The following is a 22,972-nucleotide window of genomic DNA, read 5'->3' on the forward strand; positions in this document are numbered from 1 at the left end:
CCCACTGGACGGCGGTGCACGGCGACCTGAGCGACCCCGCCGCCTGCGCCGCGCTCGAAGCCTCGGCCCGCGCGCTGGGGCAACCCGTCGTCATCGACAACCGCGCGGGCGCGGCCGGCATCATCGGCGCCGACGTGGCGTCCAAGAGCCCGGCCGATGGCTACACCCTGTTCATGACGGTCAACTCCATCATGGGCATCAACCCCAACGTCTACGCCAAGCTGCCCTACGACACCTTCCGCGACTTCGCCCCCGTGACCCAGGTGGCGCTGGTGCCCTATGTGCTCATCACCGGCCCCAACCAGCCCTTCAAGACCCTGCAGGATCTGCTGGCCCAGGCCAAGGCGAAACCCGGTGGCGTGGAGTACGGCTCGCTGGGCGTGGGCTCGGGCCCGCACGTGGTGATGGAGATGATGAACAACATGGCGCAGGTGAGCATGGTCCACATCCCCTACAAGGGCAGCCCGCTGCCCGACGTGATGGCGGGCCAGGTGCCGCTGGCGTTCGAGCCGGCCACTACGGCCGTGCCGCTGGTGCGCTCGGGCAAGGTGCGCGCGCTGGCTGTCACCAGCCCCAAGCGGAGTTCGGCTTTGCCCGAGGTGCCCGCCGTGAGCGAGGTCCTGCCGGGCTACGACGGCGATGGCTGGCAGGGCTTCTACGTGCCCGCGGGCACGCCCAAGGACATCATCGGCCGCCTCAACACCGAGCTCGTGAAGATCCTGCACACGCCCGATGTGCAGAAGAAGCTCGAAGGCCTGGGGCTCGTGGCCATGGGCACCTCGGTGGAGGCGTTCGCCAAGGTCTCGCGCGCCGAATACGACAAGTGGGGCAAGATCGCCAAGGCCAACAACATCCGCGTGGAGTGAGGCCGCCCGGCCGGCCGGCTCAGTCGTCGCCGGTGGCCAGCAGCGAGCGCCAGATCAGCGCGCCCAGCGCGGCGCCCACGATCGGCGCGACCCAGAACAGCCAGAGCTGGTCCAGTGCGATGGCCGGGCCGAACAGCGCCGGGCCGGTGCTGCGCGCCGGGTTGACCGAGGTGTTGGTCACCGGGATCGAGATCAGGTGGATCAAGGTCAGGCACAGGCCGATGGCCAAGCCGCCGAAGCCGGCGGCCGCGCGTTTCGCGGTGGCGCCGAGGATGACGAGCAGGAACACGGCGGTGAGCACGACCTCGGTGATCAGCGCCGCCGTGAGGCCGTAGCCGCCGGGCGAATGCTGGCCATAGCCGTTGGTCGCGAAGCCGCCCACACTGGCGCCCGGCTTGCCCGTGGCGATGAGGTACAGCACGCCGGCCGCGGCCACGGCGCCCAGCACCTGGGCGATCACATAACCGGGCAGCTCGGCCGCGCGGAAGCGGCCCCCGAGCGCCAGGCCCACCGAGACCGCCGGATTGAAGTGGCCGCCGGAGATGGGCCCGAAGGCGTAGGCGCCGGTCAGCACCGTGAGGCCGAAAGCCAGCGAGACGCCGGTGAAGCCGATGCCGAGCTGCGGAAAGGCCGCCGCCAGCACCGCGCTGCCGCAGCCGCCCAAGGTCAGCCAGAAGGTCCCCAGAAATTCGGCAGACCACTTCTTCAGATTGCTGTGTTCCATGCTGTCTCCAAGTCGGGTTGTTCGGCCTGTTGCCACAGGGCGTGGGCGGATTCTAGGTCGACTCCGACGGGCGCACGCACGGCCGCGCCGCCCCAAAGAAAAAGCCCGCCATGGATTTCATGGCGGGCTTTCAGCGTTTGTTGGTGCCGGAGAGATGAATCGAACACCCGACCTTCTCATTACGAATGAGCTGCTCTACCGACTGAGCTACACCGGCAACGCCTAAGATTATAGCCCGATGTGGATCAGGCTTCCCGGTGGTAGGCGGTGACGCGCTCGACCTCGTTCTTCGAGCCCAGGATCACGCTGACGCGCTCATGCAGCTTGCCGGGCACGATGTCCAGGATGCGCTCGCGGCCGTTGGTGGCGGCGCCGCCGGCCTGTTCGATCAGCCAGCTCATGGGGTTGGCCTCGTACATCAGGCGCAGCTTGCCGGGCTTGTTCGGTTCGCGCTTGTCCCAGGGGTACATGAAGATGCCGCCGCGCGTGAGGATGCGGTGCACGTCGGCCACCATGCTGGCGATCCAGCGCATGTTGAAGTCCTTGCCGCGCGGGCCTTCCTGGCCGGCCAGGCATTCGTCCACGTAGCGCTTCACCGGGGCGTCCCAGTGGCGCATGTTGCTCATGTTGATCGCGAATTCCTTGGTGTCGGCCGGGATCTTCACGTTTTCCTGGGTCAGCACGAAGGAGCCCTGCTCGCGGTCGAGGGTGAACATGGCCACGCCGTCGCCCACGGTGAGCACCAGCGTGGTCTGCGGGCCGTACACGCAGTAGCCGGCGGCCACCTGGTGGGCGCCGCTCTGCAGGAAGTCCTGTTCGCTCACGCCGGCGCTGCCGTCGGGCTTCCTGAGCACGCTGAAGATGGTGCCGATGCTGACGTTCACGTCGATGTTGCTGGAGCCGTCCAGGGGATCGAACAGCAGCAGGTACTCGCCCTGCGGGTAGCGGTTGGGCACCACGTAGATGCTGTCCATTTCCTCGCTGGCCATGGCCGCGAGGTGGCCGCCCCATTCGTTGGCCTCGATCAGCACCTCGTTGGCGATGATGTCCAGCTTCTTCTGGACCTCGCCTTGCACGTTCTCGGTGGTCGCCGCGCCGAGCACGCCGCCGAGGTCGCCCTTGTTCACGGCCTGGCTGATGCTCTTGCAGGCGCGCGCCACCACTTCGAGCAGCAGGCGCAGCTGGGAGGGAATCAGGCCGTCGACGCGCTGTTGTTCGACGAGGTAGCGGGTGAGGGAAATGCGTTGGGTCATGTCGGTTTTCCGTTTCAGTCGGCGAGGGCGCGGGTGACGACCTCGCGCACGTCGTTGCTCAGGTCGGGCTTGGCGGCCACGCGGGCGATGGCTTCGCGCGCCGCGCCGCGGTAGGGCTCGGCGAGTTTTTTCCAGCGGTCGAGCGCGCGCGCCAGGCGGGCGGCGACCTGCGGGTTGAAGGCGTCGAGTTCGACCACGCGCTCGCTCCAGAACAGGTAGCCCGCCGCGTCGGCGCGGTGGAAGGCGCCCGGGTTGGCGCTGCAGTAGCTGAAGATCACGCTGCGCGCGCGGTTGGGGTTCTTGAGGTTGAAGTCCGGGTGCGCCATGAGCTTGCGCACCGCCGGCAGCACGTTGCCCGCGCGGTCGGGCGCACCGGCCTGCAGGGCGAACCACTTGTCGAGCACCAGGGCCTCGTCGCGGAACAGGGCGTGGAAGCGGGCCAGCGCGTCGCGGGCGAGCGCGTGTTCGCTCACCACCAGGGCCGACAGCGCGTTGAAGCGGTCGGTCATGTTGCCGGCGTCCTTGAAGTGCTGGTAGGCCTTGCCCGGCCAGACGGCGTCGCCTTGGTGGCGCGCGGCCAGGCACAACATGGTGAGCGACAGGCCCGCGAGCGCGCGGCGGCCGGTGCTCACCGGGTCGGGGTGGTAGGCGCCGTTGTCCTTGTGGTTCTCGAAGGCCCAGGCCCAGTCGTCCTGCAGGGCGGTGGCGAGCTGTTCGCGCATGGCTTCGCGCACCGCGTGCACGCGCTGCGGGTCCACCTCGGCCAGTTGTTCGGCGATGTAGGTTTCGCTCGGCAGCGTGAGCACCAGTTCCTTGAAGGCGGCGTCCAGGTGCTGGTGGCGCAGCACATCGCGCATGGCGCCGAGGAAGGCGCCGTCCAGCGGCGCATCGAGGGTGGGGCCTTCGGCCAGGATGGCCATGAGCGCGCGGCGCAGGGCTAGGCGCTGGCCGGCTTCCCAGCGGTTGAACGGGTCGGGGTCGGCCGCGAGCAGGGTGAGCAGCTGCGCGTCGGTGTAGTGGCATTCCAGCACCACAGGCGCCGAGAAGCCGCGCAGCAGCGAGGGCACGGGCGCGCTGTCGAGGTTCACGAAGGTGAAGGTCTCGCTGGCCTGGGTGAGCACGAAGGTGCGGCTGCCGGCCTCGGGCTGCGTCCAGTGCGCCAGTTGCAGCGGCAACTGCTGGCCTTCGGGGCTGAGCAGGCCGAGCGAGACCGGGATCACGAACGGCTCCTTGGCGGCCTGGCCCGGCGTGGGCATGCAGCTTTGCGACAGCGTGAGCGTGTAGCTGCGCGCGGCGGCGTCGTACACGCCTTCGGCGCGCACGTGTGGCGTGCCGGCCTGGCTGTACCAGCGCTTGAACTGCGGCAGCAGGCGGTGCAGGTCGCTCTCGGGGTTGGCGTCGGCGATGGCCTGGGCGAAGTCGTCGCAGGTGACGGCCTGGCCGTCGTGCCGCTCGAAGTACAGCTTCATGCCCCTGGCGAAGCCTTCGCGGCCGACCAGGGTCTGCATCATGCGCACCACCTCGGCGCCTTTTTCGTAGACGGTGACGGTGTAGAAGTTGTTGATCTCGGCGTAGCTGTCGGGCCGCACCGGGTGGGCCATGGGGCCGGCGTCCTCGGGGAATTGCGCGGTGCGCAGCACGCGCACGTCCTCGATGCGCTTGACCGCGCGCGCCGAGGGCTCGGCGCACAGGTCCATGCTGAATTCCTGGTCGCGGAAGACGGTGAGGCCTTCCTTGAGGCTGAGCTGGAACCAGTCGCGGCAGGTGACGCGGTTGCCGGTCCAGTTGTGGAAGTACTCGTGGCCCACCACCGATTCGATGTTGGCGAAATCGGTGTCGGTGGCCGTGGCGGCGTTGGCCAGCACGTACTTGGTGTTGAAGATGTTGAGGCCCTTGTTCTCCATCGCGCCCATGTTGAAGTCGCTGGTGGCGACGATCATGAAGCGCTCGAGGTCGAGCGGCAGGCCGAAGCGGGCCTCGTCCCAGGCCACGCTGGCGATCAGCGAGTTCATCGCGTGCTCGGTCTTGTCCATGTCGCCCGGGCGCACATAGACCTGCAGCAGGTGCTTGCCGCCGCTGCGCGAGGTGATGCGCTGCTCGCGCGCCACCAGCTGGCCGGCGACCAGGGCGAACAGGTAACACGGCTTCTTGTGCGGATCGACCCACTTCGCGAAGTGGCGGCCATCGGGCAGGGCGCCTTCTTCCACCAGGTTGCCGTTGGACAGCAGCACCGGGTACTTCGCCTTGTCGGCGCGCAAGGTGACGGTGTAGCTGGCCATCACGTCCGGGCGGTCCAGGAAGTAGGTGATGCGGCGGAAGCCCTCGGCCTCGCATTGCGTGAAGAAGGTGCCCTGGCTCACGTACAGGCCCATGAGCTGCGTGTTCTTCTCGGGCACGCAGATCGTGAAGATCTCCAGATCGAAGGGCTCGTGGCCTTCGGGCAGGCTCTCCAGCACGAGCTGGGTGCCTTCGATCTTGAAGGAGCAGCCCGCGCCGTTGACCAGCACGCGCGCGACGCTGAGGTCTTCCCCGTCCAGGCGCAAGGCCTGCGCCGGCACGTCCGGGTTGCGGCGCAGGCGCATCTTATTGAGCACGCGGGTCTTGGCCGGGTCCAGGTCGAAGCCGAGATCGACGGTGTCGATCCAGTAGGCCGGGGCGGCGTAGTCCTCGCGGCGCACCACGGTGGTGGGGCCTTCACGCAATGAGCTCATGGATCAAACTCCCTGTTTGAGTGATGCTTCGATGAAGGGGTCGAGGTCGCCGTCCAGCACCTTCTGCGTGGCGGAAATCTCGACGTTGGTGCGCAGGTCCTTGATGCGGCTGTTGTCCAGCACGTACGAGCGGATCTGGTGGCCCCAGCCCACGTCGGTCTTGGTGTCTTCGAGCTTTTGCTGCTCTTCCTGCCGCTTGCGCAGTTCGTGGTCGTACAGGCGCGAGCGCAGGCGCTTCCACGCCACGTCGCGGTTGCTGTGCTGGCTGCGGCCGTCCTGGCACTGCACCACGATGCCGGTGGGGATGTGCGTGAGGCGCACGGCCGAGTCGGTCTTGTTGATGTGCTGGCCGCCCGCGCCCGAGGCGCGGAAGGTGTCGGTGCGCACGTCGGCCGGGTTGATGTCGATCTCGATCGAGTCGTCCACCTCGGGGTAGACGAAGATGGACGCGAACGAGGTGTGGCGCCCGCCCGAGGAGTCGAACGGGCTCTTGCGCACCAGGCGGTGCACGCCGGTCTCGGTGCGCAGCAGGCCGAAGGCGTACTCGCCCTCCACCTTGATGGTCGCGCTCTTGATGCCGGCGGTGTCGCCCTCGGTCTCGTCCTCGATGGTGGTCTTGAAGCCCTTGCGCTCGGCGTAGCGCAGGTACTGGCGCAGCAGCATGCTGGCCCAGTCGCAGGCCTCGGTGCCGCCGGCGCCGGCCTGGATGTCGACGAAACAGTTCAGCGGATCGGCCGGGTTGTTGAACATGCGGCGGAATTCGAGCTTCTCCACCTCGGCCGCCACCTTGGCGGCTTCGCCTTCGATGGTGACCAGGCCGGCGGTGTCGCCGTCCTCGCTCGACATCTCGAACAGCTCGGTGTTGTCGGCCAGTTCGCCGGTGAGGCGGTCCAGCACCAACACCACGTCTTCCAGGGATTTTTTCTCGCGGCCCAGGTCCTGGGCGCGCTTGGGGTCGTTCCAGACCGTCGGGTCTTCGAGCGCGGACTCGACTTCCTTCAGCTTCGATGCCTTGGCATCGTAGTCAAAGATACCTCCGGAGCTCGACCACTCGGGTGGTCAGGTCTTCGAGCTGGCTTCGGATGGCGTTGCTGCGTTCGGCTTCCATGGGACTGTTTCCTGCTGTCTGTGTACAAAGACGGCGATTTTCTCACGGGCCGGCCCCGGGCCGCAGGCGGTGGCCGATGTCAGAAGCGCCACTTCGCGCCCACCATGAACGCCGCGGTGCCCAGGATCTGGACTTCGAGGGCGGACCGGGGCGAGAGCTGGTAGCCCACCGCCGGGATGATGGCGGGCGAAAACCCGCCCACGTTCATGGGGACCTTGTCCTTGTACTGGCCCACGTAGCCGTACAGGATGCCGGCCGTCACCGACACATACACCTTGGGCTGGCTGGGCAGCAGGCCGGGCCAGGCCTTGCCCACGAAGGCGTAGGCCGAGGGCTGGCCGAAGGAGTTGCGGAACAGGCTGATGCCGCAGGTGCGGTCGTTGGGCAGCAGGCGGCTCAGGCTGAAGGCGAACACCGGCTTGTGCTCCGGATCGTGCGACCAGTGGTGCGTGTAGGGCGAGAAAAAGCCCTCGTAGCGGGGTTCGGTCGCACCTTCGGCCACGGGATCGTTGATGCCGGGGCACAGCGTCCAGTCGATGGCCAGGGCCGGCGAGGACAGCGCCGCCAGCAGGGCGAAGGTGGCCAGGGGGCGTGAAAGAGCGGGGCGGGTTGGGGTCGTGGGCAAGCTGAAAACCATAGGTCACAAGTATGCACGCCACCCGCGTTGCGACTGCAACAATCCGTACATCAGCCCGGGGCCTGGAGGAAATCCTCGATCAGGCCGGCCAGTGCTTCGGGCTGGTCGTGGTGCATCATGTGCCCGGCGTCGGGCACCTCGGCGCTGCGCAGCCGGGGCGCGGCCTGGATGCGCTCGTGGTACTGGGCCAGGGTGAAGGCGCCCTTCCACCACAGGCCCAGGCTGTCGTCGCTGGCGGTCACCGAGAGCACGGGCGCGCTGATGCGGCGGTACAGCTCCAGCGCCTCGTCGAGCCGGTACAGGTTCGCGCCGACCACCTTGTGGGCCGCGTCGCCCAGGATCTCCCAGCCGCCCTCGGCGTTCGGCGCGGCCCATTGGCGCGCCAGCCAGTCGGCCTTGTCGCGCGGCAGGCGCGGGTTGGTCTTCATGAGGCGTTGCGCCACGCCGTCGACCGAGCCGTAGGCCTTGAGGCCGTTCTCGCCCCGGTGCAGGGCCTTGACCTCATCGATCCACTGCGCATAACGCCCCGGCGCCTGCGCGGGCCGCGTCTCGGGCATGCCGAAGCCTTCGAGGTTGACGAGGCGGCGGATGCGCTGGGGCCGCACGCCGCTGTAGATCATGGCCACGTTGCCGCCCATGCTGTGGCCCACGAGGTCCACCGCGCGCTCGCCGGCGTAGTGGTCGAGCAGGATGTCGAGGTCGGCGAGGTAGTCGGGGAACCAGTAGTTGTCGGGCGCGGGGCCGTCCGCCTTGGAGAGGCCGAAGCCGCGCCAGTCGGGCGCGATGATCCAGCGATCGCCGCGCATCGCGTCCACCACGAACTGCCAGGAGGCGGACACGTCCATCCAGCCATGCACGAGCACCAGCGGGGCCTGCGTGGCATCGGGCTGGCCCCATTGGCGCACGTGGTAATTCAGGTGGCGCACCGGGACGAACTCGGTGCGGGAAGGTTTCCGGGCTTGGTACATTCGATCGATCATAGAGAACGAGACGGAGACCGGCCATGCGATCGAGTCAAGCCAGAGACAAGTTCCCCACGCCCCCAAGGGACCTCTACGACAACCTGCACCGGCGTTTCGGCTGGCAGGTGCCGACGCATTTCAACATCGCCGAGGTCTGCATGCGCCGCTGGGCCGAGCGGCCCGCCACCGCCTTGCGCACGGCGGTGATCGCCAGCGCGCCGGGCCGCGAGCCGCGCCACCACCGATATGCCGAACTCATGGACCAGGCCAACCGCCTGTCCAACGCCCTGGCCGCGCTGGGCGTGCAGCGTGGCGACCGCGTGGCCATCGTGCTGCCGCAGCGCTTCGAGACCGCCGTGGCCTACATGGCGGTGCTGCAGCTGGGCGCGGTGGGCATGCCGCTGTCGCAGCTGTTCGGCCCCGACGCGCTGGAGTACCGCCTGCACGACAGCGAGGCCGTGGTGGCGATCTGCGACCAGCCTTCGCTGCCCGCGCTGCTGGGCGTGCGCGAGCGCTGCCCCTTGCTGCGCGCGGTGATCGGGCTCGATGGCGACGGCACGCCCGAGGGCATGCGCGCCGACCTGGACTGGAGCGAGCTGCTGGCGCAGGAGCCCACGGACTTCGTGCCCGTGAACACTTACGCCGACGAGGCCGCGGTGCTGATCTACACCAGCGGCACCACGGGCAACCCCAAGGGCGCCTTGATTCCGCACCGCGCGCTGATCGGCAACCTGAGCGGTTTCGTGTGCAGCCAGAACTGGTTTGGCTTCGATCCGTTCGATGCCTCGGTGGCATCGAAAGCGGTGTTCTGGTCGCCGGCGGACTGGGCCTGGACCGGTGGCCTGATGGACGCGTTGTTGCCCACGCTGTACTTCGGCCGGCCCATCGTGGGCCACAACGGGCGTTTCTCCCCCGAGCTCGCGTTCGAGCTGATGCAGCGGCACGGCGTGACGCACAGCTTCCTGTTTCCCACGGCGCTGAAGGCGATGATGAAGGCGGTGCCGGTGGTGCGGCCGCGTTACCGGTTGAAGCTGCAGGCGCTGATGAGCGCGGGCGAGGCGGTGGGGGACGCGGTGTTCGCGTGGTGCCGCGATCAGCTGGGGGTGACGGTGAACGAGATGTTCGGCCAGACCGAGATCAATTACATCGTGGGCAATTGCGCGCCGTTGTGGCCAGCGAAGCCGGGCAGCATGGGCAAGGCTTATCCGGGGCACCGGGTGGCGGTGCTGGACGATGAGGGCCGGGAATGCCCGGTGGGGGTGCCGGGGGATGTGGCGGTGCACCGGCTGGATGGGCATGGCGATCCGGATCCGGTGTTTTTTCTGGGGTACTGGAAGAACGAGGGGGCGACGCGCGCGAAGTACACGGGCGACCCGGCGGACAGCTGGTGCCGCACGGGCGATCTGGCGACGCGCGATGCCGAGGGTTATCTCTGGTACCAGGGGCGGGCGGACGATGTGTTCAAGGCGGCGGGGTACCGCATCGGGCCGAGCGAGATCGAGAACTGTCTGGTGAAGCACGCTTCGGTGGCGAATGCGGCGGTGGTGCCGAAACCGGATGCCGAGCGGGGGGCGTTGGTGAAGGCTTTTGTGGTGCTGGCCCCGGGGTGCGCCGGGGACGATGCGCTGGTGAAGGCGCTTCAGCTGCATGTGAAGGGGATGTTGGCGCCCTACGAGTACCCCAAGGAGATCGAGTTCATCGATGCTTTGCCCATGACGACCACGGGGAAGGTGCAGCGGCGGGTTTTGCGGTTGCTGGAGGAGGAGCGGGCGCGTTCGTCTCTCTAGCCTGCTTTGGCGCGGGGCCGCTGGTGCGGGTGGCCGTTCTCCGGCGCTGCTCGCGGACGGCTGCCCGGGCACGCCCACACCGCTTCGTCAACACCGGGCAGGCGCGCGACCTCTGTGGCAACCGCGAATGGGCGCCTGCGCCCGGCTACCCGCACCATCGACCCAGTGGCATGGTTGGCATTCAAGTGGTTGAATTCAAGTTTCACTTGAATTGCGTTCCATTCCCTTCCTCTCGACGGATGGTGGGGTTCGCGGGCGCAGGCGCCCATTCGCGGTTGCCACAGAGGCTGTGTGAAGCAGCGGTGTTGATGAGGTAACGCATGAGCGCCAGGGCAGTCGTCCGCGAGCAGCGCCGGAGAACGCGGACCACGCCAGCCGGCAGCGCGAGGTCCAGGCCAGAAACCCAGGCAAGAAAAAAACTAGGCCACAGGCCGCCGAGACCGAGACTGATCCCGGGCCACCTCGATGAACTCCAGCACCTCCGCCCGAGGCTGGGACCCTCGCCGCCACACCAGCCCCACATCGACGGTAGGAACGGCATCGCGCAAAGTCCGCACCTCCACGTGCTCCGCATCCAGCGTCCAAGGCCGGTACAGGAAATCCGGCAGCACCGCCAACCCCGCCCCCACCCCCACCAAAGAACGCACCGCTTCCAAAGAGGACGTGCGCAACACCGTGCGCGGCTTCAGCTGATGGCGCGCCCACACACTGCGCATCAACAACTCGATCCGGTCCGCCTGCAACACCACCAGATCGTGCTGCGCACACTCCGCCAACCCCACCTCCGCCTGCGACGCCAGCGGATGGTCCGCCGCCATCCACACCCGGTTCGGTGACCGCGTCAGCGTCTCCGCCACCAAAGCCTGCGGCTCACCCAGCGCATTGCTCACCATGATCGCGATGTCCAGTTCGCCATTGATCAACAGGTGCTCCAGAAACGGCGGCGCGTCCTCCACCACCTGCAGATCCACCCCCGGACACGTGCGCCGGAACCGCGCGAACACCTCCGACAGGTAGTACCCCGCCACCAGACTCGTCACCCCGATCGTGAGTGAACCGGCCAACGGCGTCGCCCCCTGGTGCACACCCCGCGTGGCATCCGCCACCGCACCGATCACCCGCCGCGCCTTCACCAGAAAGCGGTGCCCCTCCGGCGTCAGCCGCATGCCCTTGGGGCTGCGCTCGAACAACACCAGGCCCAGACCATCCTCCAGCTCCAACACGCTCTTGGTGATCGCCGACTGCGCGATGTTCAGCATGCGCGAGGCCGCGGCCACGGAGTCCGATTCCGCCACCGCCAGGAAGTAGCGGAACTGCTTGAGCGTGATGTGCCGGTTCATGCTGGGTGCCTGCGCACCACGCCAGGGAGCTGTTGCCCTGTTGCGGTGCAAAAAAGATATGGGTAAACCCTTGCTCTCTATTTTCGAGATAGCTTACCGCAGCAATATTGAATTTTGAAAGCCGGGCCGGCCTTCCTACGATGCGCTGCAGTCGGCCCGCCGGGCGGTGGGCTGCGTTTCTGAAACCGCTATCAACCCATAGGTGATCGATCCATGAAACTCGCACAACGCCCCCTCGCCCGCACCGTCGCGGGTCTGCTGACGACGGCCCTCACCCTGGCCACCCTGGCCCCCGCCGCGCAGGCGCAATCGGCCCTCAAGAAACTGGGCAAAGGCGAAGGCCAGGTCGACATCGTGGCCTGGGCGGGCTACATCGAACGCGGCCAGACCGACAAGAACTTCGACTGGGTCACCGACTTCGAGAAAAAGACCAGTTGCAAGGTCAACGTGAAGACCGCCGGCACCTCCGACGAAATGGTCGCGCTCATGAACGAAGGCGGCTTCGACCTCGTCACCGCCTCAGGCGACGCCTCCATGCGCCTCATCGCCGGCAAGCGCGTGCAGCCCGTCAACGTGGACCTGATCCCCAGCTACAAGACCGTGGACCCGCGCCTGCAGAAGGCGCCCTGGCACTACGTGAACAACACGCACTACGGCACGCCCTACCAGTGGGGCTGGAACGTGCTCATGTACAACACCACCGTATTCAAGGACAAGCCGCCCACCAGCTGGAACGTGGTGTTCGAGGAAACCACGCTGCCCGATGGCAAGAGCAACAAGGGCCGCGTGCAGGCCTTCGACGGCCCGATCTACATCGCCGACGCCGCGCTCTACCTGATGAAGAAGAACCCGGCCCTGGGCATCAAGGACCCCTACGAACTCAACGAGGCGCAGTACAAGGCCGCGCTGGACCTGCTGCGCGGCCAGCGCAAGCTGGTGGGCAAGTACTGGCACGACGCCTTCGTGCAGATCGACGACTTCACCAACGAAGGCGTGGTGGCTTCCAGCAGCTGGCAGTTCATGGCCAACATCCTCAAGAGCAAGAACCGCCCGGTCGCCACCGTGGTGCCGGTCGAAGGCGCGACGGGCTGGGCCGACACCACCATGCTGCACGCCGACGCCAAGCACCCCAACTGCGCCTATATGTGGATGGAGCACTCGCTCAACACCAAGCTGCAGGGCGACCTCTCGGCCTGGTTCGGCTCGGTGCCCTCGGTGCCGGCGGCCTGCAAGGGCAACAAGCTGCTGGGCGACCAGGGTTGTGCCAACCAGGGCTACAACAGCTTCGACAAGATCTCGTTCTGGAAGACGCCCACGAGCAAGTGCACGACGCAGAACAACAACTGCGTGCCGTACCACAAGTGGGTCTCCGACTACATCGCGGTATTGGGAGGCCGCTGACGCGGCACACCCCCGCGGCGCTTCGCGCCACCCCCTCGAGGGGGCGATGCCTGAGGCCCGGCAAAGCCGGTTCCTCGGCATCTCTGGATGAAGCGCCTCTTCTCTCGTGCTGTTTCTTCTGACCTTGTTGCATGACCACTGCCGTCACCCTTGAATCGGTTTCCTGCGTGTTCGGCAGCGGCGCGCAGGCCGTGCGCGCGGTCGACCGCGTGGACCTCACCATCGAAGGCGGGGAGTTCTTCACCTTGCTCGGGCCCTCGGGCTCGGGCAAGACGACCTGCCTGCGCATGATCGGCGGCTTCACGTTGCCGACCTCGGGCCGCATCCTCATCGGCGGGCAGGACGTGTCGCACCTGCCGCCGTACGCGCGGCCGGTGAACACGGTGTTCCAGGACTACGCGCTGTTCCCGCACATGAACATCCGCGACAACGTGGCCTACGGCCTGATGGTGCAGGGCGTTGACAAGTCGGCGCGGCACGCGCGTGCCGAGCAGATGCTGGACCTGGTGCGGCTCTCGGGCGTGGGCGAGCGCCGCCCGGGCCAGCTCTCGGGTGGCCAGCGCCAGCGCGTGGCGCTGGCGCGCGCGCTGATCAACCAGCCACAGGTGCTGCTGCTCGACGAGCCGCTGGGGGCGCTCGACCTCAAGCTGCGCGAGCAGATGCAGACCGAGCTGAAAGCCCTGCAGCGGCAGCTGGGCATCACCTTCCTCTTCATCACGCACGACCAGCACGAGGCGCTGTCCATGAGCGACCGCATCGGCGTGTTCAGCAACGGCCGGCTGGAGCAGGTCGGCGCGCCGCAGGCCATCTACAACCGCCCGGCCACGCGCTTCGTGGCCGAGTTCGTGGGCGCGGCCAATGTGTTCGACGGCGCCCGGGCGCGCGAGATCGCGGGGGTGGACAGCGTCATGCTGCGGCCCGAGCGCATCCGCCTGGGCCCCTCGCCGCAGGCGCGCCTGAGCGGCGCGGTGATCGATGCGCAGTACTTCGGCTCGTTCTCGCGCGTGCGGGTGGACTGGGGCGGCGAGGCCATCTCGGTGGACCTCAACCCCGAGCTGCACCCCGAGCTGCCCACGCCGGGCGACACGGTGCACCTGCACTGGCAGGCCGATGCGGTGCACCCGCTGCAGCCAGGTGCGGCGCCATGAGCCTGGCCCTGTCCGCCTTCCCGCCGCGGGTGCCGCGTGGCGGCGCGCTGCGCCGGCTTTCGGACCTGCTCTACACCCGCCGTGGCCTGCTGATGGCCGCATTGCTCGGGCCGCCGCTGCTGTGGTTCGGCGTGATCTACCTGGGCTCGCTGTTCGCGCTGCTGGCCAACAGCTTCTTCGCGCTCGACGAGTTCTCCGGCGTGGTGGACCGCACGCGCTTCACGCTGCAGAACTTCCGCGAGATGACCGACGCCGCCAACGTGGACGTGGTGCTGCGCACCGTCGCCATGGCGGTCAGCGTCACGCTGGCCTGCGGGCTCATCGCCTTTCCCATCGCCTACTACATGGCGCGGTATGCGCGCGGCCCGCAGAAGGCGCTGCTCTACATCGCGGTGATGCTGCCGCTGTGGTCCAGCTACCTGGTGCGGCTCTACGCCTGGAAACTGCTGCTGGCCAAGGAGGGCGCGATCTCCTGGGTGCTGGCCGAGGTGCACATGACCTGGCTGCTCGATCTCGTGCTGTCCACACCCGGCATCGGCGGCAACTCGCTCTCGTTCTCGCGCCTGGGCACCTTCATCGTCTTCGTCTACATGTGGCTGCCTTTCATGATCCTGCCGATCCAGGCCGCCATCGAGCGCATCCCGGGCTCGCTGCTCGAAGCCTCCAGCGACCTCGGCGCGCGCGGCGGCACCACCTTCTGGAAGGTGATCTTTCCGCTCGCCATGCCGGGCATCGCGGCGGGCTCCATCTTCACCTTCTCGCTCACGCTGGGCGACTACATCATTCCGCAGGTGATCGGCGACTCCACGCTGCTCATCGGCCAGGTGGTGTACCGCCAGCAGGGCGTGGCGGGCAACGTGCCCTTCGCCGCCGCGTTCTCGCTGGTGCCCATCGTGGTCATCGGCGTCTACCTGTGGATCGCCAAACGCCTGGGGGCTTTCGATGCGCTCTGACCCGTCCCGCGCCGGCTGGGGCCTGAAGGCCGCGACCTGGGCCGGCGTGCTGTTCCTGCACATCCCGCTCGCGCTCATCATCCTCTACGCCTTCAGCGCCGAGGACAAAAGCTACGTGTTCCCGCCGCCGGGCCTCACCACGCAATGGTTCGCCGCGGCCTGGGCGCGAGAGGACGTGTGGGCCGCCATCGGCCTGTCGTTCCGCGTCGCGCTGATCGCCACCGCGCTGGCCATGGTGCTGGGCACGCTGGCGGCGGCCGGCCTGGCGCGCACGCGCTTCTTCGGCCGCGACGCGATCTCGCTGCTGCTGATCCTGCCGATCGCGCTGCCCGGCATCATCACCGGCATCGCGCTGCGCACCGCGTACCACACGATGGAGATCCCGTTCAGCTTCTGGACCATCGTGGTCGGTCACGCCACCTTCTGCGTGGTGGTGGTCTACAACAACGCGGTGGCGCGGCTGCGGCGCACCAGCCCTTCGCTGATCGAGGCCTCGATGGACCTGGGCGCGGACAGCTTCCAGACGATCCGCTACGTGATCCTGCCGCAGCTCGGCTCGGCCCTGCTGGCCGGTGGCCTGCTGGCGTTCGCGCTGAGCTTCGACGAGGTCATCGTCACCACCTTCACCGCCGGGCAGCAGACCACGCTGCCGATCTGGATGCTGCAGGAGCTGATCCGCCCGCGCCAGCGGCCGGTCACCAACGTGGTGGCGGTGGTCATCATCGCGCTCACCTTCATCCCCATCCTGGCCGCGTATTACCTCACGCGCGCCGACGAACAACCCAACGGGCGCTGAGCCCGAACCCCTTCCACCCCGACGGAGACCACCATGGGCAAGACCCCCGATTTCCAAGTCCCGATGTCGACCGAGCTGTACATCGACGGCCAGTTCGTGGCCGGCGAGGGCGAGCGCGAGCGCGTGCTGAACCCGGCCACGGGCGACGTGATCGCGCAGGTGCCCGAGGCCTCGTACGAGCAAATCCACAAGGCGGTGCTGGGGGCCAGCCGCGCGTTCGACAGCTGGAGCGAGACCACGCCCATGGAGCGCTCGCGCCTGCTGCTCAAGGTGGCCGACGCGATCGAACAGCGCGCCGAGCAGTTCGCTCGGCTGGAGTCGCTCAACTGCGGCAAGCCGTATCTGCGCGCGCTGGAGGACGAGATCCCGGCCATCGTCGACTGCTTCCGCTTCTTCGCGGGCGCCGCGCGCTGCATGACGGGCTCGGTGGCCGGCGAGTACCTGCCGGGCCACACCAGCATGATTCGGCGCGACCCCATCGGCGTGGTCGGCTCGATCGCGCCCTGGAACTACCCGCTGATGATGGCCGCCTGGAAATGCGCGCCCGCGCTGGCGGCCGGCAACACCGTGGTGCTCAAGCCCAGCGAGCAGACGCCGCTGACCACGCTGATGCTCGCGCGCGTGGTGGCCGAGATATTGCCCAAGGGCGTGTTCAACGTGGTCTGCGGCCGCGGCCCCAGCGTGGGCCAGCCGCTGGTGGAGCACCCGCTTGTGCGCATGGTCTCGCTCACCGGCGACGTGTCCACCGGCCGCAAGATCCTGCAGGCCGCCACCGGCACGCTCAAGCGCACGCACCTGGAGCTGGGCGGCAAGGCGCCGGTGCTGGTGTTCGACGACGCCGACATCAACGCGGTGGTGGAGGGCATCCGCACCTTCGGTTACTACAACGCGGGGCAGGACTGCACGGCGGCCTGCCGGCTCTACGCGGGCGCCAAGGTGTACGACCGGCTGGTGGCCGACCTCAGCAGCGCGGTCAAGACCATCCAGATGGGCACGCAGGACGAGGCGGGCGTGGAGCTGGGCCCGCTGATCACCGACCGCCAGCGCGACCGTGTAGCGAGCTTCGTGGAGCGCGCGCAGATGCTGGGCCACATGGAAGTCACCGCCGGCGGCAAGATGCGCTCGGGCAGCGGTTTCTTCTACGAACCCACGGTGATCGCGGGGGCGCGGCAGGACGACGAGATCGTGCGCCGCGAGGTGTTCGGGCCGGTGGTGTCGGTGACGCGCTTCACCGACCCCGAGGAGGCCGTGACCTGGGCCAACGATTCGGAGTACGGCCTGGCTTCATCGGTGTGGACGCAGGACGTGTCGCGCGCGCTGCGCGTGGCGCGCAAGCTGCAGTACGGCTGCACCTGGATCAACACCCACTTCATGCTGGCCAACGAGATGCCGCACGGTGGCATGAAGGCCAGCGGCTATGGCAAGGACATGTCGATGTACGCGCTGGAGGACTACACGGTCGCACGCCACGTGATGGCGAGGCTGTGAGGCACCCCCCGCCGCGCTGCGCGCGACCCCCCTGAAAGGGGGGCGACACCTGGGACCGGCGGAGCCGGATCCTCGGTGTCACTGGTTGGGGCTGCCTCGCTCCGACTTAGCGCGCTGCGGTTTGTGCGGGTTCGGCCACGTAGATCTCTACGCGGCGGTTGGCGGCGCGGCCCTGGGCCGTGCTGTTGTCCGCGACCGGTTGGTGCGAGCCTCGGCCGTCGGTGGCGATGCGGCTGGCCGCGACGCCGCGCGCCACGAGGTAGTCGCGCGTGGCGTTGGCGCGGTCGAAGGACAGCGGGTTGTTCACGGCGTCGCTGCCGGTGCTGTCGGTGTGGCCCACGATGGCCACGGCGGTCACCGGGTTGGCGTTGAGCGTGCCGGCGAACTGGCTGAGCACGTTCTGCAGCGTGGGGCTCACGGTCGAACGGCCGGTGGCGAAACCGGCGTCGGCCGGCACGTCGAGCTTGAGGCGGTTGTCGCTGGTCTGGCTCACGCCGATGCCGGTGCCTGCCGTGGCGGCCTCCATCTGCTTCTTCTGCTCCTGCATCTTGTTGGACCAGACATAGCCACCCACCGCGCCCGCGCCGGCACCAAGCACGGCGCCCGTGGCCGCGCCCTTGGAGCCGCCCGTGGCCGCGCCGAGCAGGGCGCCCGCGACAGCACCGATGCCGGCGCCTTTGGCGGTGCCGCTTTGCGTTTCACTCATGTTGGCGCAACCGGCCAGGGCAAGCGCCGCGGCCAGTGTGGTGACCGTCAGGCCTCGGGTCAGATGGATGTTGAAGTTGGACATGGTTTTTCTCCACTGCTTGGTTGAAGGTCGATTGAGACGTGCAAGGCACCCTAAACTTATACCCCTACGGGTTTCAGCCGAAACCTCCTTCAGTTCCTATTTACAAATACTTGCATGAAGAACGTACCACTGGGCACCAGCGCGCTGCGCGTGCCCCCGATCTGCCTGGGCACCATGACGTTTGGCGAGCAGGTGGACGAAGCCACCGCGCACCGCATCCTGGATCGCGCGCTGGAGCGTGAGATCAGCTTCCTCGACGCGGCCGAGATGTACTCGGTGCCGGCGCGCGCCGACACCAGCGGCTCCACCGAAACCATCCTGGGCAACTGGTTCGCCAAGCGGCCGGGCGCGCGCGACAAGCTGGTGCTGGCCACCAAGGTGGCCGGGCCGGCGCGCGGCATGCCCTGGCTGCGCCCCGAGGTGAGCAAGGCCGGCATCATCGAAGCCTGCGAAGCCAGCCTGCGCCGCCTGCAGACCGAGGTGATCGACCTCTACCAGATCCACTGGCCCGCGCGCAACGTGCCGGCCTTTGGCGCGATCTACTTCGACCCGGCCAAGGACAAGCCCGCGCCCTCCGTGCTCGAGCAGCTCGAAGCCCTGGCCGAGCTGGTGAAGGCCGGCAAGGTCAAGGCCATCGGCCTGTCCAACGAGACCCCCTATGGCGTGCACGAGTTCGTGCGCCTGGCCGAGCAGCACGGCCTGCCGCGCGTGGCCACGGTGCAGAACCCGTACTGCCTGATCAACCGCAGTTACGAGAACGGGCTCGACGAAACCTGCCACCGGCTGGATGTGTCGCTGCTGGCGTATTCGCCGCTGGGCTTTGGCCTGCTGAGCGGCAAGTACGACGAGACCGGCCTGGTGGGCAACGCGGGCCGCATGGCGATCTACGAATCGATGCGCAAGCAGCGCTGGGGCCGGCCCGAAGCGCTGGACACCGCGCGCCGCTACAACGCGCTGGCGCGCGAACACGGCCTCACGCCCTCGCAACTCGCGCTGGCCTTCTGCTACACCAACCGACGCGTGGCCAGCACCATCATCGGCGTGACCACGCTGGCCCAGCTCGACGAGTGCCTGGACGCCTGGGACACGAAGCTCTCGCCGGAGCTGCTGGCGGCGATCGATGCGATCCGCTGGGAGAGCCGCGACCCCGCGCAGTGATCGGAACACCCCCGCCGCGCTTCGCGCGACCCCCTCAAGGGGGCGATGCCAGTGGCCCGGCAAAGCCGGTTCCACGGCATCCTTGGCCGAAGCCACTGCGGACCTGAAAATCTTCCATGGCAAAAAAATCGCACGTGAGTGAAACGCCCGCCACCGCCTGGCTCAAGGCGCATGGCGTGGTGTTCACCGAGCACCCGTACGAGTACCTGGAGCACGGTGGCGCGCAGCACAGCGCGCAGGTGCTCGGGTTCGACCCCTTCGCGGTGGTGAAGACGCTGATCATGCAGGACGAGGCGGCCAGGCCGCTGGCGGTGCTGATGCACGGCAACCGCACCGTCTCCACCAAGAACCTCGCGCGGCAGATCGGCGCCAAGTCGGTCGAGCCCTGCAAGCCCGAGGTCGCCAACCGGCACAGCGGTTACTTCGTGGGCGGCACCTCGCCGTTCGGCCTCAAGCGCGACATGCCGGTGTGGGTGGAGGCCACGGTGCTGACCTTGCCGAAGATCTGGATCAACGGCGGGCGCCGGGGTTTTCTCGTCGGCATCGATCCGGCGGTGCTCGCCGGTCCCCTGGGCGCCAAGCCGGTGAACTGCGCGCTGGCAGAATAGCCGCCCAGACACGGCTTCGCGCGCAGACGCGGTGGCCCCACGAGAACGAGGAGCTTGCTTCATGACCTACCCCTTGCTGGCCACGCTGGCCGCCTACCTGATCGGCTCGCTGTCCTTCGCCGTGCTGGTGAGCCGCCTCATGGGGCTGAACGACCCGCGCACCTACGGCAGCAAGAACCCGGGCGCCACCAACGTGCTGCGCTCGGGCAACAAGGCGGCGGCCGTCATCACCCTGCTGCTCGATGCCTTCAAGGGCTGGCTGCCCGTGATGGCGGTGAAGTGGTGGGGCGAGGCCTATGGCCTGGGCGACGGCACGGTGGCGCTGGTGGGCCTGGCGGCCTTCCTGGGCCACCTGTACCCGGTGTTCTTCCGCTTCCAGGGCGGCAAGGGCGTGGCCACGGCCGCGGGTGTGATCCTCGCGTTCCAGCCCTGGCTGGGGCTGGCGGCGCTCGCGACCTGGCTGATCATCGCCATCTTCTTCCGCTATTCGTCGCTCGCCTCCATCGTCACGGCGGTCTTCGCGCCGGCCTACTTCCTGCTCGGCAACCGGGTGGCCTGGGACGCACCGGGCGTGCAGGTGCTGAGCCTGGCCGTCATGGGCCTGCTGCTGGTGTGGCGGCATTCGGAAAACATCAACCGCCTGCTGGCCGGCACCGAAAGCAAACTGGGAGCGAAGAAGAAATGAGCGATCTGCACAAGGACATCACCCGCATCGGCATGGCCGCGCGCTACAGCGAGGCCGCGGTGTTCAACGGCGTGGTCTACCTCGCGGGCATGGTGCCCGAGCGCGGCGACACCGACATCGCGGGCCAGACGCAGGACGTGCTGGAGCAGGTGCAGCAGCGCCTGCTCGAAGCGGGCAGTGACAAGTCGCGCATCCTGCGCGCGCAGATCTACCTCACGGACATCCGCGACATCGCGGCCATGAACGAGGTGTGGGACGCCTGGGTGGTGCCAGGCACCGCGCCGCCGCGCGCCACGGTGCAGGCCGCGCTGGCCAACCCGGCCTGGCGCATCGAGATCGTGGTCACCGCCGCGCAGAACGCGGCCTGATCAATAGCGTTTTTCCAGCGTCAGCTGGTCGTTGTGGCGCTGCATCTGGAAGCGCGTGAGAAAGCTGTTGCCCAGCAGGATGTAGTTCATGGGTTGCGGCAGCACGATGGCCGCGACGCCGTACACCTGGGCATCGCCCACGCGCACCGAGTCCAGTTGCACCTGATGGCCCACGACGCGGCCATTGGCGGTGGCCACACCCACTTTGCGGCCCTTGCTGTAGTCCAGCTGGATGCGTTTGGCATCGGACTCGCTGAGGATCACCGTGGTCGCGCCGGTGTCCACCATGAACTGCACGGTGCGCCCGTTGATCTGGCCGGTGGGCATGAAGTGGCCCTGGGCATCGGCGGTGAGCACGATGCGCTGGGCACCACCGCCATCCTGGCCCGATGAAGACCGGCCCAGGCTGACCGGTGCATCGCCCACCCGCAGGGTCAGGCGCTGGCCGTTGATGTCGAACACGGCCGCCTCGCCCTGCAGGCTCAGCAGCTTCACACCTTGCTGGATCTGGCCGGGGCTCATGAAACGCGGCGCGGCGCCATCGATGTTCACCAGCGCCTTGCCACCGGCCACACCCGACAGCGCGACCTGCTGGGACAGGGCGGGCAGCGCCAGAAGAAGACCCGCCACGAGCGCGGAGGCCTTGGGCCAGAGGCGCCGTGGAACCGGCTTTGCCGGGCCGCCAGCGCCGCCCCCCTGGAGGGGGGTGACGCCGAAAGCGGCGCAGGGGGTGTTCACTTAATCTCTGAAGTTGTTGAAGGACAGCGGCAGGTCCTTGAGCTCGCTGCGGATCAGCGCCATGGCGGCCTGCAGGTCGTCGCGCTTGGCCCCGGTCACGCGCACCGCATCGCCCTGGATCGCGCCCTGCACCTTGAGCTTGCTGCCCTTGATGACCTGCTGGATCTTCTTGCCGTCTTCGGTGCTGATGCCGTTGCGCACCTTGACGACCTGCTTGACCTTGTCGCCGCCGGCCTTTTCGACCTTGCCGACATCGAGGAAGCGCGCGTCCACGCCGCGCTTGGTCAGTTTGCCGCGCAGCACGTCGTCGATCTGCTGCAGCTGGAACTCGGCGTCGCCGTGCAGGATGATTTCTTTCTCTTTTTCCTTGAGCTCGATGGCGGCACCGGTGCCCTTGAAATCGAAGCGCGTGCCGATCTCGCGCGTCACCTGGTCCACCGCGTTTTTCACTTCGACGAAATCGGCTTCGAGTACGGTGTCAAAAGAAGGCATGGCTGATGAATCCTGAGGGTGGGTGAGACAATCCGGGGATGGTAGTCGAGAACAACGTGGCGCTCCAGCCATACAACAGTTTTGGCATCGTGGCGCGCGCGCTGCGGCTGGCCCGCGTGCGCGACGAAGCGGCGCTGCGCGCGCTCATGGCGGGTGCCGATTGGCCCGCGCTCACGCGCGAGGCGCCGCCCTTCGTGCTGGGCGGCGGCAGCAACTTGGTGGTGACGGGCGACATCAAGCCGCTGGTGCTCAAGGTGGAGATCCGCGGGCGCCGGCTGGTGGAGGAGTCGGCCCGGGGCTGGCTGGTGGAGGCGGGCGCGGGCGAGAACTGGCATGAGACCGTGGCCTGGACGCTGGCGCAGGGCTGGCCGGGGCTGGAAAACCTGGCCCTGATTCCGGGTTGTGTGGGTGCGTCGCCGGTGCAGAACATCGGCGCCTATGGCGTGGAGCTGCAGGACCGCTTTCATGAGCTGGACGCGATCGACCTGCAGACCGGGCAGAGTTTCACCCTGAACGCCGCGCAGTGCGGCTTTGGCTACCGGGACTCGGTGTTCAAGCACACGCCGGCGGGCGAGAAGGGCCTGGGCCTGGCGGGGCGCGCGCTGATCACGCGGGTGCGTTTCTGGCTGCCCAAGCCCTGGAAGCCGGTGCTGGGCTATGCGGACCTGGAGCGCCGGATGGCCGAGACCGGCATGTCCCATCCCGACGCGCAGCAGATCTTCGACTGGATCTGCGCGATCCGGCGCGCGAAGCTGCCGGACCCGGCGGTGATCGGCAACGCGGGCAGTTTCTTCAAGAACCCGACGGTGAGCGTGGAGCAGTGTGCGGACATCATCGCGCGCGACCCGAAGGTGGTGCACTACCCGATGGCCGACGGCAGCATCAAGCTGGCAGCGGGTTGGCTGATCGACGCCTGTGGCTGGAAGGGCCGGGGCGTGGGGAATGCCGGGGTCTACGAG

General features: G+C 67.9%; 22 protein-coding genes and 1 tRNA gene. 12 read left to right on the forward strand and 11 right to left on the reverse strand.

Annotated features, from left to right (window positions below; all coding sequences use genetic code 11):
• Positions 1–866: tripartite tricarboxylate transporter substrate binding protein (locus tag AC3WPZ_RS24215; RefSeq protein ID WP_492441959.1), on the forward strand; the 866-nt coding region annotated here is incomplete at its 5' end.
• 19 nt (positions 867–885) lie between these two features.
• Here AC3WPZ_RS24215 and aqpZ read toward each other — a convergent pair.
• From aqpZ to AC3WPZ_RS24250, 7 genes are all read right to left on the reverse strand, one after another.
• Complete coding sequence (gene aqpZ, locus AC3WPZ_RS24220; RefSeq protein ID WP_492441961.1) at positions 886–1,590, reverse strand: aquaporin Z; 705 nt, start codon at positions 1,588–1,590, stop codon at positions 886–888.
• A gap of 141 nt (positions 1,591–1,731) precedes the next feature.
• Positions 1,732–1,807: transfer RNA gene (locus AC3WPZ_RS24225), tRNA-Thr, on the reverse strand.
• 28 nt (positions 1,808–1,835) lie between these two features.
• Complete coding sequence (locus tag AC3WPZ_RS24230; protein WP_382323617.1) at positions 1,836–2,843, reverse strand: class 1 fructose-bisphosphatase; 1,008 nt, start codon at positions 2,841–2,843, stop codon at positions 1,836–1,838.
• 14 nt (positions 2,844–2,857) lie between these two features.
• Positions 2,858–5,554, reverse strand: a complete 2,697-nt coding sequence (pepN, locus tag AC3WPZ_RS24235; protein WP_492441963.1) for an aminopeptidase N — start codon at positions 5,552–5,554, stop codon at positions 2,858–2,860.
• Between the two features lie 3 nt (positions 5,555–5,557).
• Positions 5,558–6,662 (reverse strand): peptide chain release factor 2 gene (gene prfB / locus AC3WPZ_RS24240; protein WP_382160317.1). Its coding sequence is split into 2 segments (ribosomal slippage): positions 5,558–6,580 and positions 6,582–6,662, totalling 1,104 coding nucleotides; the frame shifts between segments, so codons are not numbered across the junction.
• A 79-nt stretch (positions 6,663–6,741) separates the two neighbouring features.
• Positions 6,742–7,287, reverse strand: a complete 546-nt coding sequence (locus AC3WPZ_RS24245) for a hypothetical protein (RefSeq protein WP_382160314.1) — start codon at positions 7,285–7,287, stop codon at positions 6,742–6,744.
• A gap of 62 nt (positions 7,288–7,349) precedes the next feature.
• Entirely contained in the window at positions 7,350–8,267 is a 918-nt protein-coding gene (locus AC3WPZ_RS24250; RefSeq protein ID WP_492441965.1) for an alpha/beta fold hydrolase, read from the reverse strand.
• A gap of 35 nt (positions 8,268–8,302) precedes the next feature.
• Here AC3WPZ_RS24250 and AC3WPZ_RS24255 point away from each other — a divergent pair, with 35 nt between their 5' ends.
• Entirely contained in the window at positions 8,303–10,048 is a 1,746-nt protein-coding gene (locus AC3WPZ_RS24255; RefSeq protein WP_492441967.1) for an acetate--CoA ligase, read from the forward strand.
• Positions 10,049–10,467: 419 nt separating this feature from the next.
• Here the strand turns inward: AC3WPZ_RS24255 and AC3WPZ_RS24260 are convergent, their stop codons facing one another.
• Positions 10,468–11,388 (reverse strand): LysR substrate-binding domain-containing protein, encoded by a 921-nt coding sequence (locus AC3WPZ_RS24260; protein WP_492441969.1) that lies wholly within the window; start codon positions 11,386–11,388, stop codon positions 10,468–10,470.
• A 213-nt stretch (positions 11,389–11,601) separates the two neighbouring features.
• Here AC3WPZ_RS24260 and AC3WPZ_RS24265 point away from each other — a divergent pair, with 213 nt between their 5' ends.
• The 5 genes from AC3WPZ_RS24265 (at position 11,602) to AC3WPZ_RS24285 (ending at position 17,174) form a co-directional block, all read left to right on the forward strand.
• The gene (locus AC3WPZ_RS24265; RefSeq protein ID WP_444688254.1) at positions 11,602–12,789 is read left to right on the forward strand and encodes an ABC transporter substrate-binding protein; all 1,188 of its coding nucleotides are present in this window, start codon (positions 11,602–11,604) and stop codon (positions 12,787–12,789) included.
• Between the two features lie 131 nt (positions 12,790–12,920).
• A complete protein-coding gene (locus AC3WPZ_RS24270; protein WP_444688253.1) occupies positions 12,921–13,937 on the forward strand; it encodes an ABC transporter ATP-binding protein in 1,017 nt (338 codons plus the stop codon).
• Positions 13,934–14,890: an ABC transporter permease gene (locus AC3WPZ_RS24275; protein WP_492441971.1), complete on the forward strand. Its 957-nt coding sequence runs from the start codon at positions 13,934–13,936 to the stop codon at positions 14,888–14,890. The genes AC3WPZ_RS24270 and AC3WPZ_RS24275 overlap by 4 nt, the downstream gene beginning before the upstream one ends.
• On the forward strand, positions 14,880–15,686 hold the full coding sequence (locus AC3WPZ_RS24280; RefSeq protein WP_382160293.1) for an ABC transporter permease: 807 nt from the start codon (positions 14,880–14,882) through the stop codon (positions 15,684–15,686). The genes AC3WPZ_RS24275 and AC3WPZ_RS24280 overlap by 11 nt, the downstream gene beginning before the upstream one ends.
• 33 nt (positions 15,687–15,719) lie before the next feature.
• The gene (locus tag AC3WPZ_RS24285) at positions 15,720–17,174 is read left to right on the forward strand and encodes a gamma-aminobutyraldehyde dehydrogenase (RefSeq protein WP_492441973.1); all 1,455 of its coding nucleotides are present in this window, start codon (positions 15,720–15,722) and stop codon (positions 17,172–17,174) included.
• A gap of 106 nt (positions 17,175–17,280) precedes the next feature.
• Here the strand turns inward: AC3WPZ_RS24285 and AC3WPZ_RS24290 are convergent, their stop codons facing one another.
• Positions 17,281–17,964: a YiaD family glycine zipper/OmpA-like lipoprotein gene (locus AC3WPZ_RS24290; RefSeq protein ID WP_382323626.1), complete on the reverse strand. Its 684-nt coding sequence runs from the start codon at positions 17,962–17,964 to the stop codon at positions 17,281–17,283.
• A gap of 114 nt (positions 17,965–18,078) precedes the next feature.
• On the opposite strand from AC3WPZ_RS24290, the gene AC3WPZ_RS24295 reads away from it, so the two are divergent.
• The 4 genes from AC3WPZ_RS24295 (at position 18,079) to AC3WPZ_RS24310 (ending at position 20,783) form a co-directional block, all read left to right on the forward strand.
• On the forward strand, positions 18,079–19,122 hold the full coding sequence (locus AC3WPZ_RS24295) for an aldo/keto reductase (RefSeq protein WP_444688250.1): 1,044 nt from the start codon (positions 18,079–18,081) through the stop codon (positions 19,120–19,122).
• A gap of 116 nt (positions 19,123–19,238) precedes the next feature.
• Positions 19,239–19,730: an aminoacyl-tRNA deacylase gene (locus AC3WPZ_RS24300; RefSeq protein ID WP_291112822.1), complete on the forward strand. Its 492-nt coding sequence runs from the start codon at positions 19,239–19,241 to the stop codon at positions 19,728–19,730.
• A gap of 61 nt (positions 19,731–19,791) precedes the next feature.
• Positions 19,792–20,415, forward strand: a complete 624-nt coding sequence (plsY, locus tag AC3WPZ_RS24305) for a glycerol-3-phosphate 1-O-acyltransferase PlsY (protein ID WP_382160281.1) — start codon at positions 19,792–19,794, stop codon at positions 20,413–20,415.
• A complete protein-coding gene (locus tag AC3WPZ_RS24310) occupies positions 20,412–20,783 on the forward strand; it encodes a RidA family protein (RefSeq protein ID WP_444688248.1) in 372 nt (123 codons plus the stop codon). Before plsY ends, AC3WPZ_RS24310 begins: the two co-directional genes overlap by 4 nt.
• On the opposite strand, the gene AC3WPZ_RS24315 is transcribed toward AC3WPZ_RS24310, so the two are convergent.
• Entirely contained in the window at positions 20,784–21,521 is a 738-nt protein-coding gene (locus AC3WPZ_RS24315; protein ID WP_492441976.1) for a retropepsin-like aspartic protease family protein, read from the reverse strand. It abuts the gene before it with no gap.
• Positions 21,522–22,013 carry a YajQ family cyclic di-GMP-binding protein gene (locus AC3WPZ_RS24320; RefSeq protein WP_297401042.1) on the reverse strand — a complete coding sequence of 164 codons (492 nt, stop codon included), beginning with the start codon at positions 22,011–22,013 and terminating at the stop codon, positions 21,522–21,524. It abuts the gene before it with no gap.
• Positions 22,014–22,051: 38 nt separating this feature from the next.
• Between AC3WPZ_RS24320 and murB the strand changes: the two genes are divergently transcribed.
• On the forward strand, positions 22,052–22,972 hold a 921-nt coding region (murB, locus tag AC3WPZ_RS24325; RefSeq protein ID WP_492441978.1), incomplete at its 3' end, for a UDP-N-acetylmuramate dehydrogenase.

The organism is Hydrogenophaga sp. FW305-3-2-15-A-LB1, from assembly GCF_058787875.1.

Coding starts and splice junctions, on each gene's coding strand:
- AC3WPZ_RS24285 (WP_492441973.1), top strand. CDS start 15,720: ATGGGCAAGACCCCCGATTTCCAAGTCCCGATGTCGACCGAGCTGTAC.
- AC3WPZ_RS24270 (WP_444688253.1), top strand. CDS start 12,921: ATGACCACTGCCGTCACCCTTGAATCGGTTTCCTGCGTGTTCGGCAGC.
- plsY (WP_382160281.1), top strand. CDS start 19,792: ATGACCTACCCCTTGCTGGCCACGCTGGCCGCCTACCTGATCGGCTCG.
- AC3WPZ_RS24275 (WP_492441971.1), top strand. CDS start 13,934: ATGAGCCTGGCCCTGTCCGCCTTCCCGCCGCGGGTGCCGCGTGGCGGC.
- aqpZ (WP_492441961.1), bottom strand. CDS start 1,590: ATGGAACACAGCAATCTGAAGAAGTGGTCTGCCGAATTTCTGGGGACC.
- AC3WPZ_RS24300 (WP_291112822.1), top strand. CDS start 19,239: ATGGCAAAAAAATCGCACGTGAGTGAAACGCCCGCCACCGCCTGGCTC.
- AC3WPZ_RS24250 (WP_492441965.1), bottom strand. CDS start 8,267: ATGTACCAAGCCCGGAAACCTTCCCGCACCGAGTTCGTCCCGGTGCGC.
- AC3WPZ_RS24280 (WP_382160293.1), top strand. CDS start 14,880: ATGCGCTCTGACCCGTCCCGCGCCGGCTGGGGCCTGAAGGCCGCGACC.
- AC3WPZ_RS24320 (WP_297401042.1), bottom strand. CDS start 22,013: ATGCCTTCTTTTGACACCGTACTCGAAGCCGATTTCGTCGAAGTGAAA.
- AC3WPZ_RS24255 (WP_492441967.1), top strand. CDS start 8,303: ATGCGATCGAGTCAAGCCAGAGACAAGTTCCCCACGCCCCCAAGGGAC.
- pepN (WP_492441963.1), bottom strand. CDS start 5,554: ATGAGCTCATTGCGTGAAGGCCCCACCACCGTGGTGCGCCGCGAGGAC.
- AC3WPZ_RS24230 (WP_382323617.1), bottom strand. CDS start 2,843: ATGACCCAACGCATTTCCCTCACCCGCTACCTCGTCGAACAACAGCGC.
- AC3WPZ_RS24260 (WP_492441969.1), bottom strand. CDS start 11,388: ATGAACCGGCACATCACGCTCAAGCAGTTCCGCTACTTCCTGGCGGTG.
- AC3WPZ_RS24295 (WP_444688250.1), top strand. CDS start 18,079: ATGAAGAACGTACCACTGGGCACCAGCGCGCTGCGCGTGCCCCCGATC.
- AC3WPZ_RS24290 (WP_382323626.1), bottom strand. CDS start 17,964: ATGTCCAACTTCAACATCCATCTGACCCGAGGCCTGACGGTCACCACA.
- AC3WPZ_RS24265 (WP_444688254.1), top strand. CDS start 11,602: ATGAAACTCGCACAACGCCCCCTCGCCCGCACCGTCGCGGGTCTGCTG.
- AC3WPZ_RS24310 (WP_444688248.1), top strand. CDS start 20,412: ATGAGCGATCTGCACAAGGACATCACCCGCATCGGCATGGCCGCGCGC.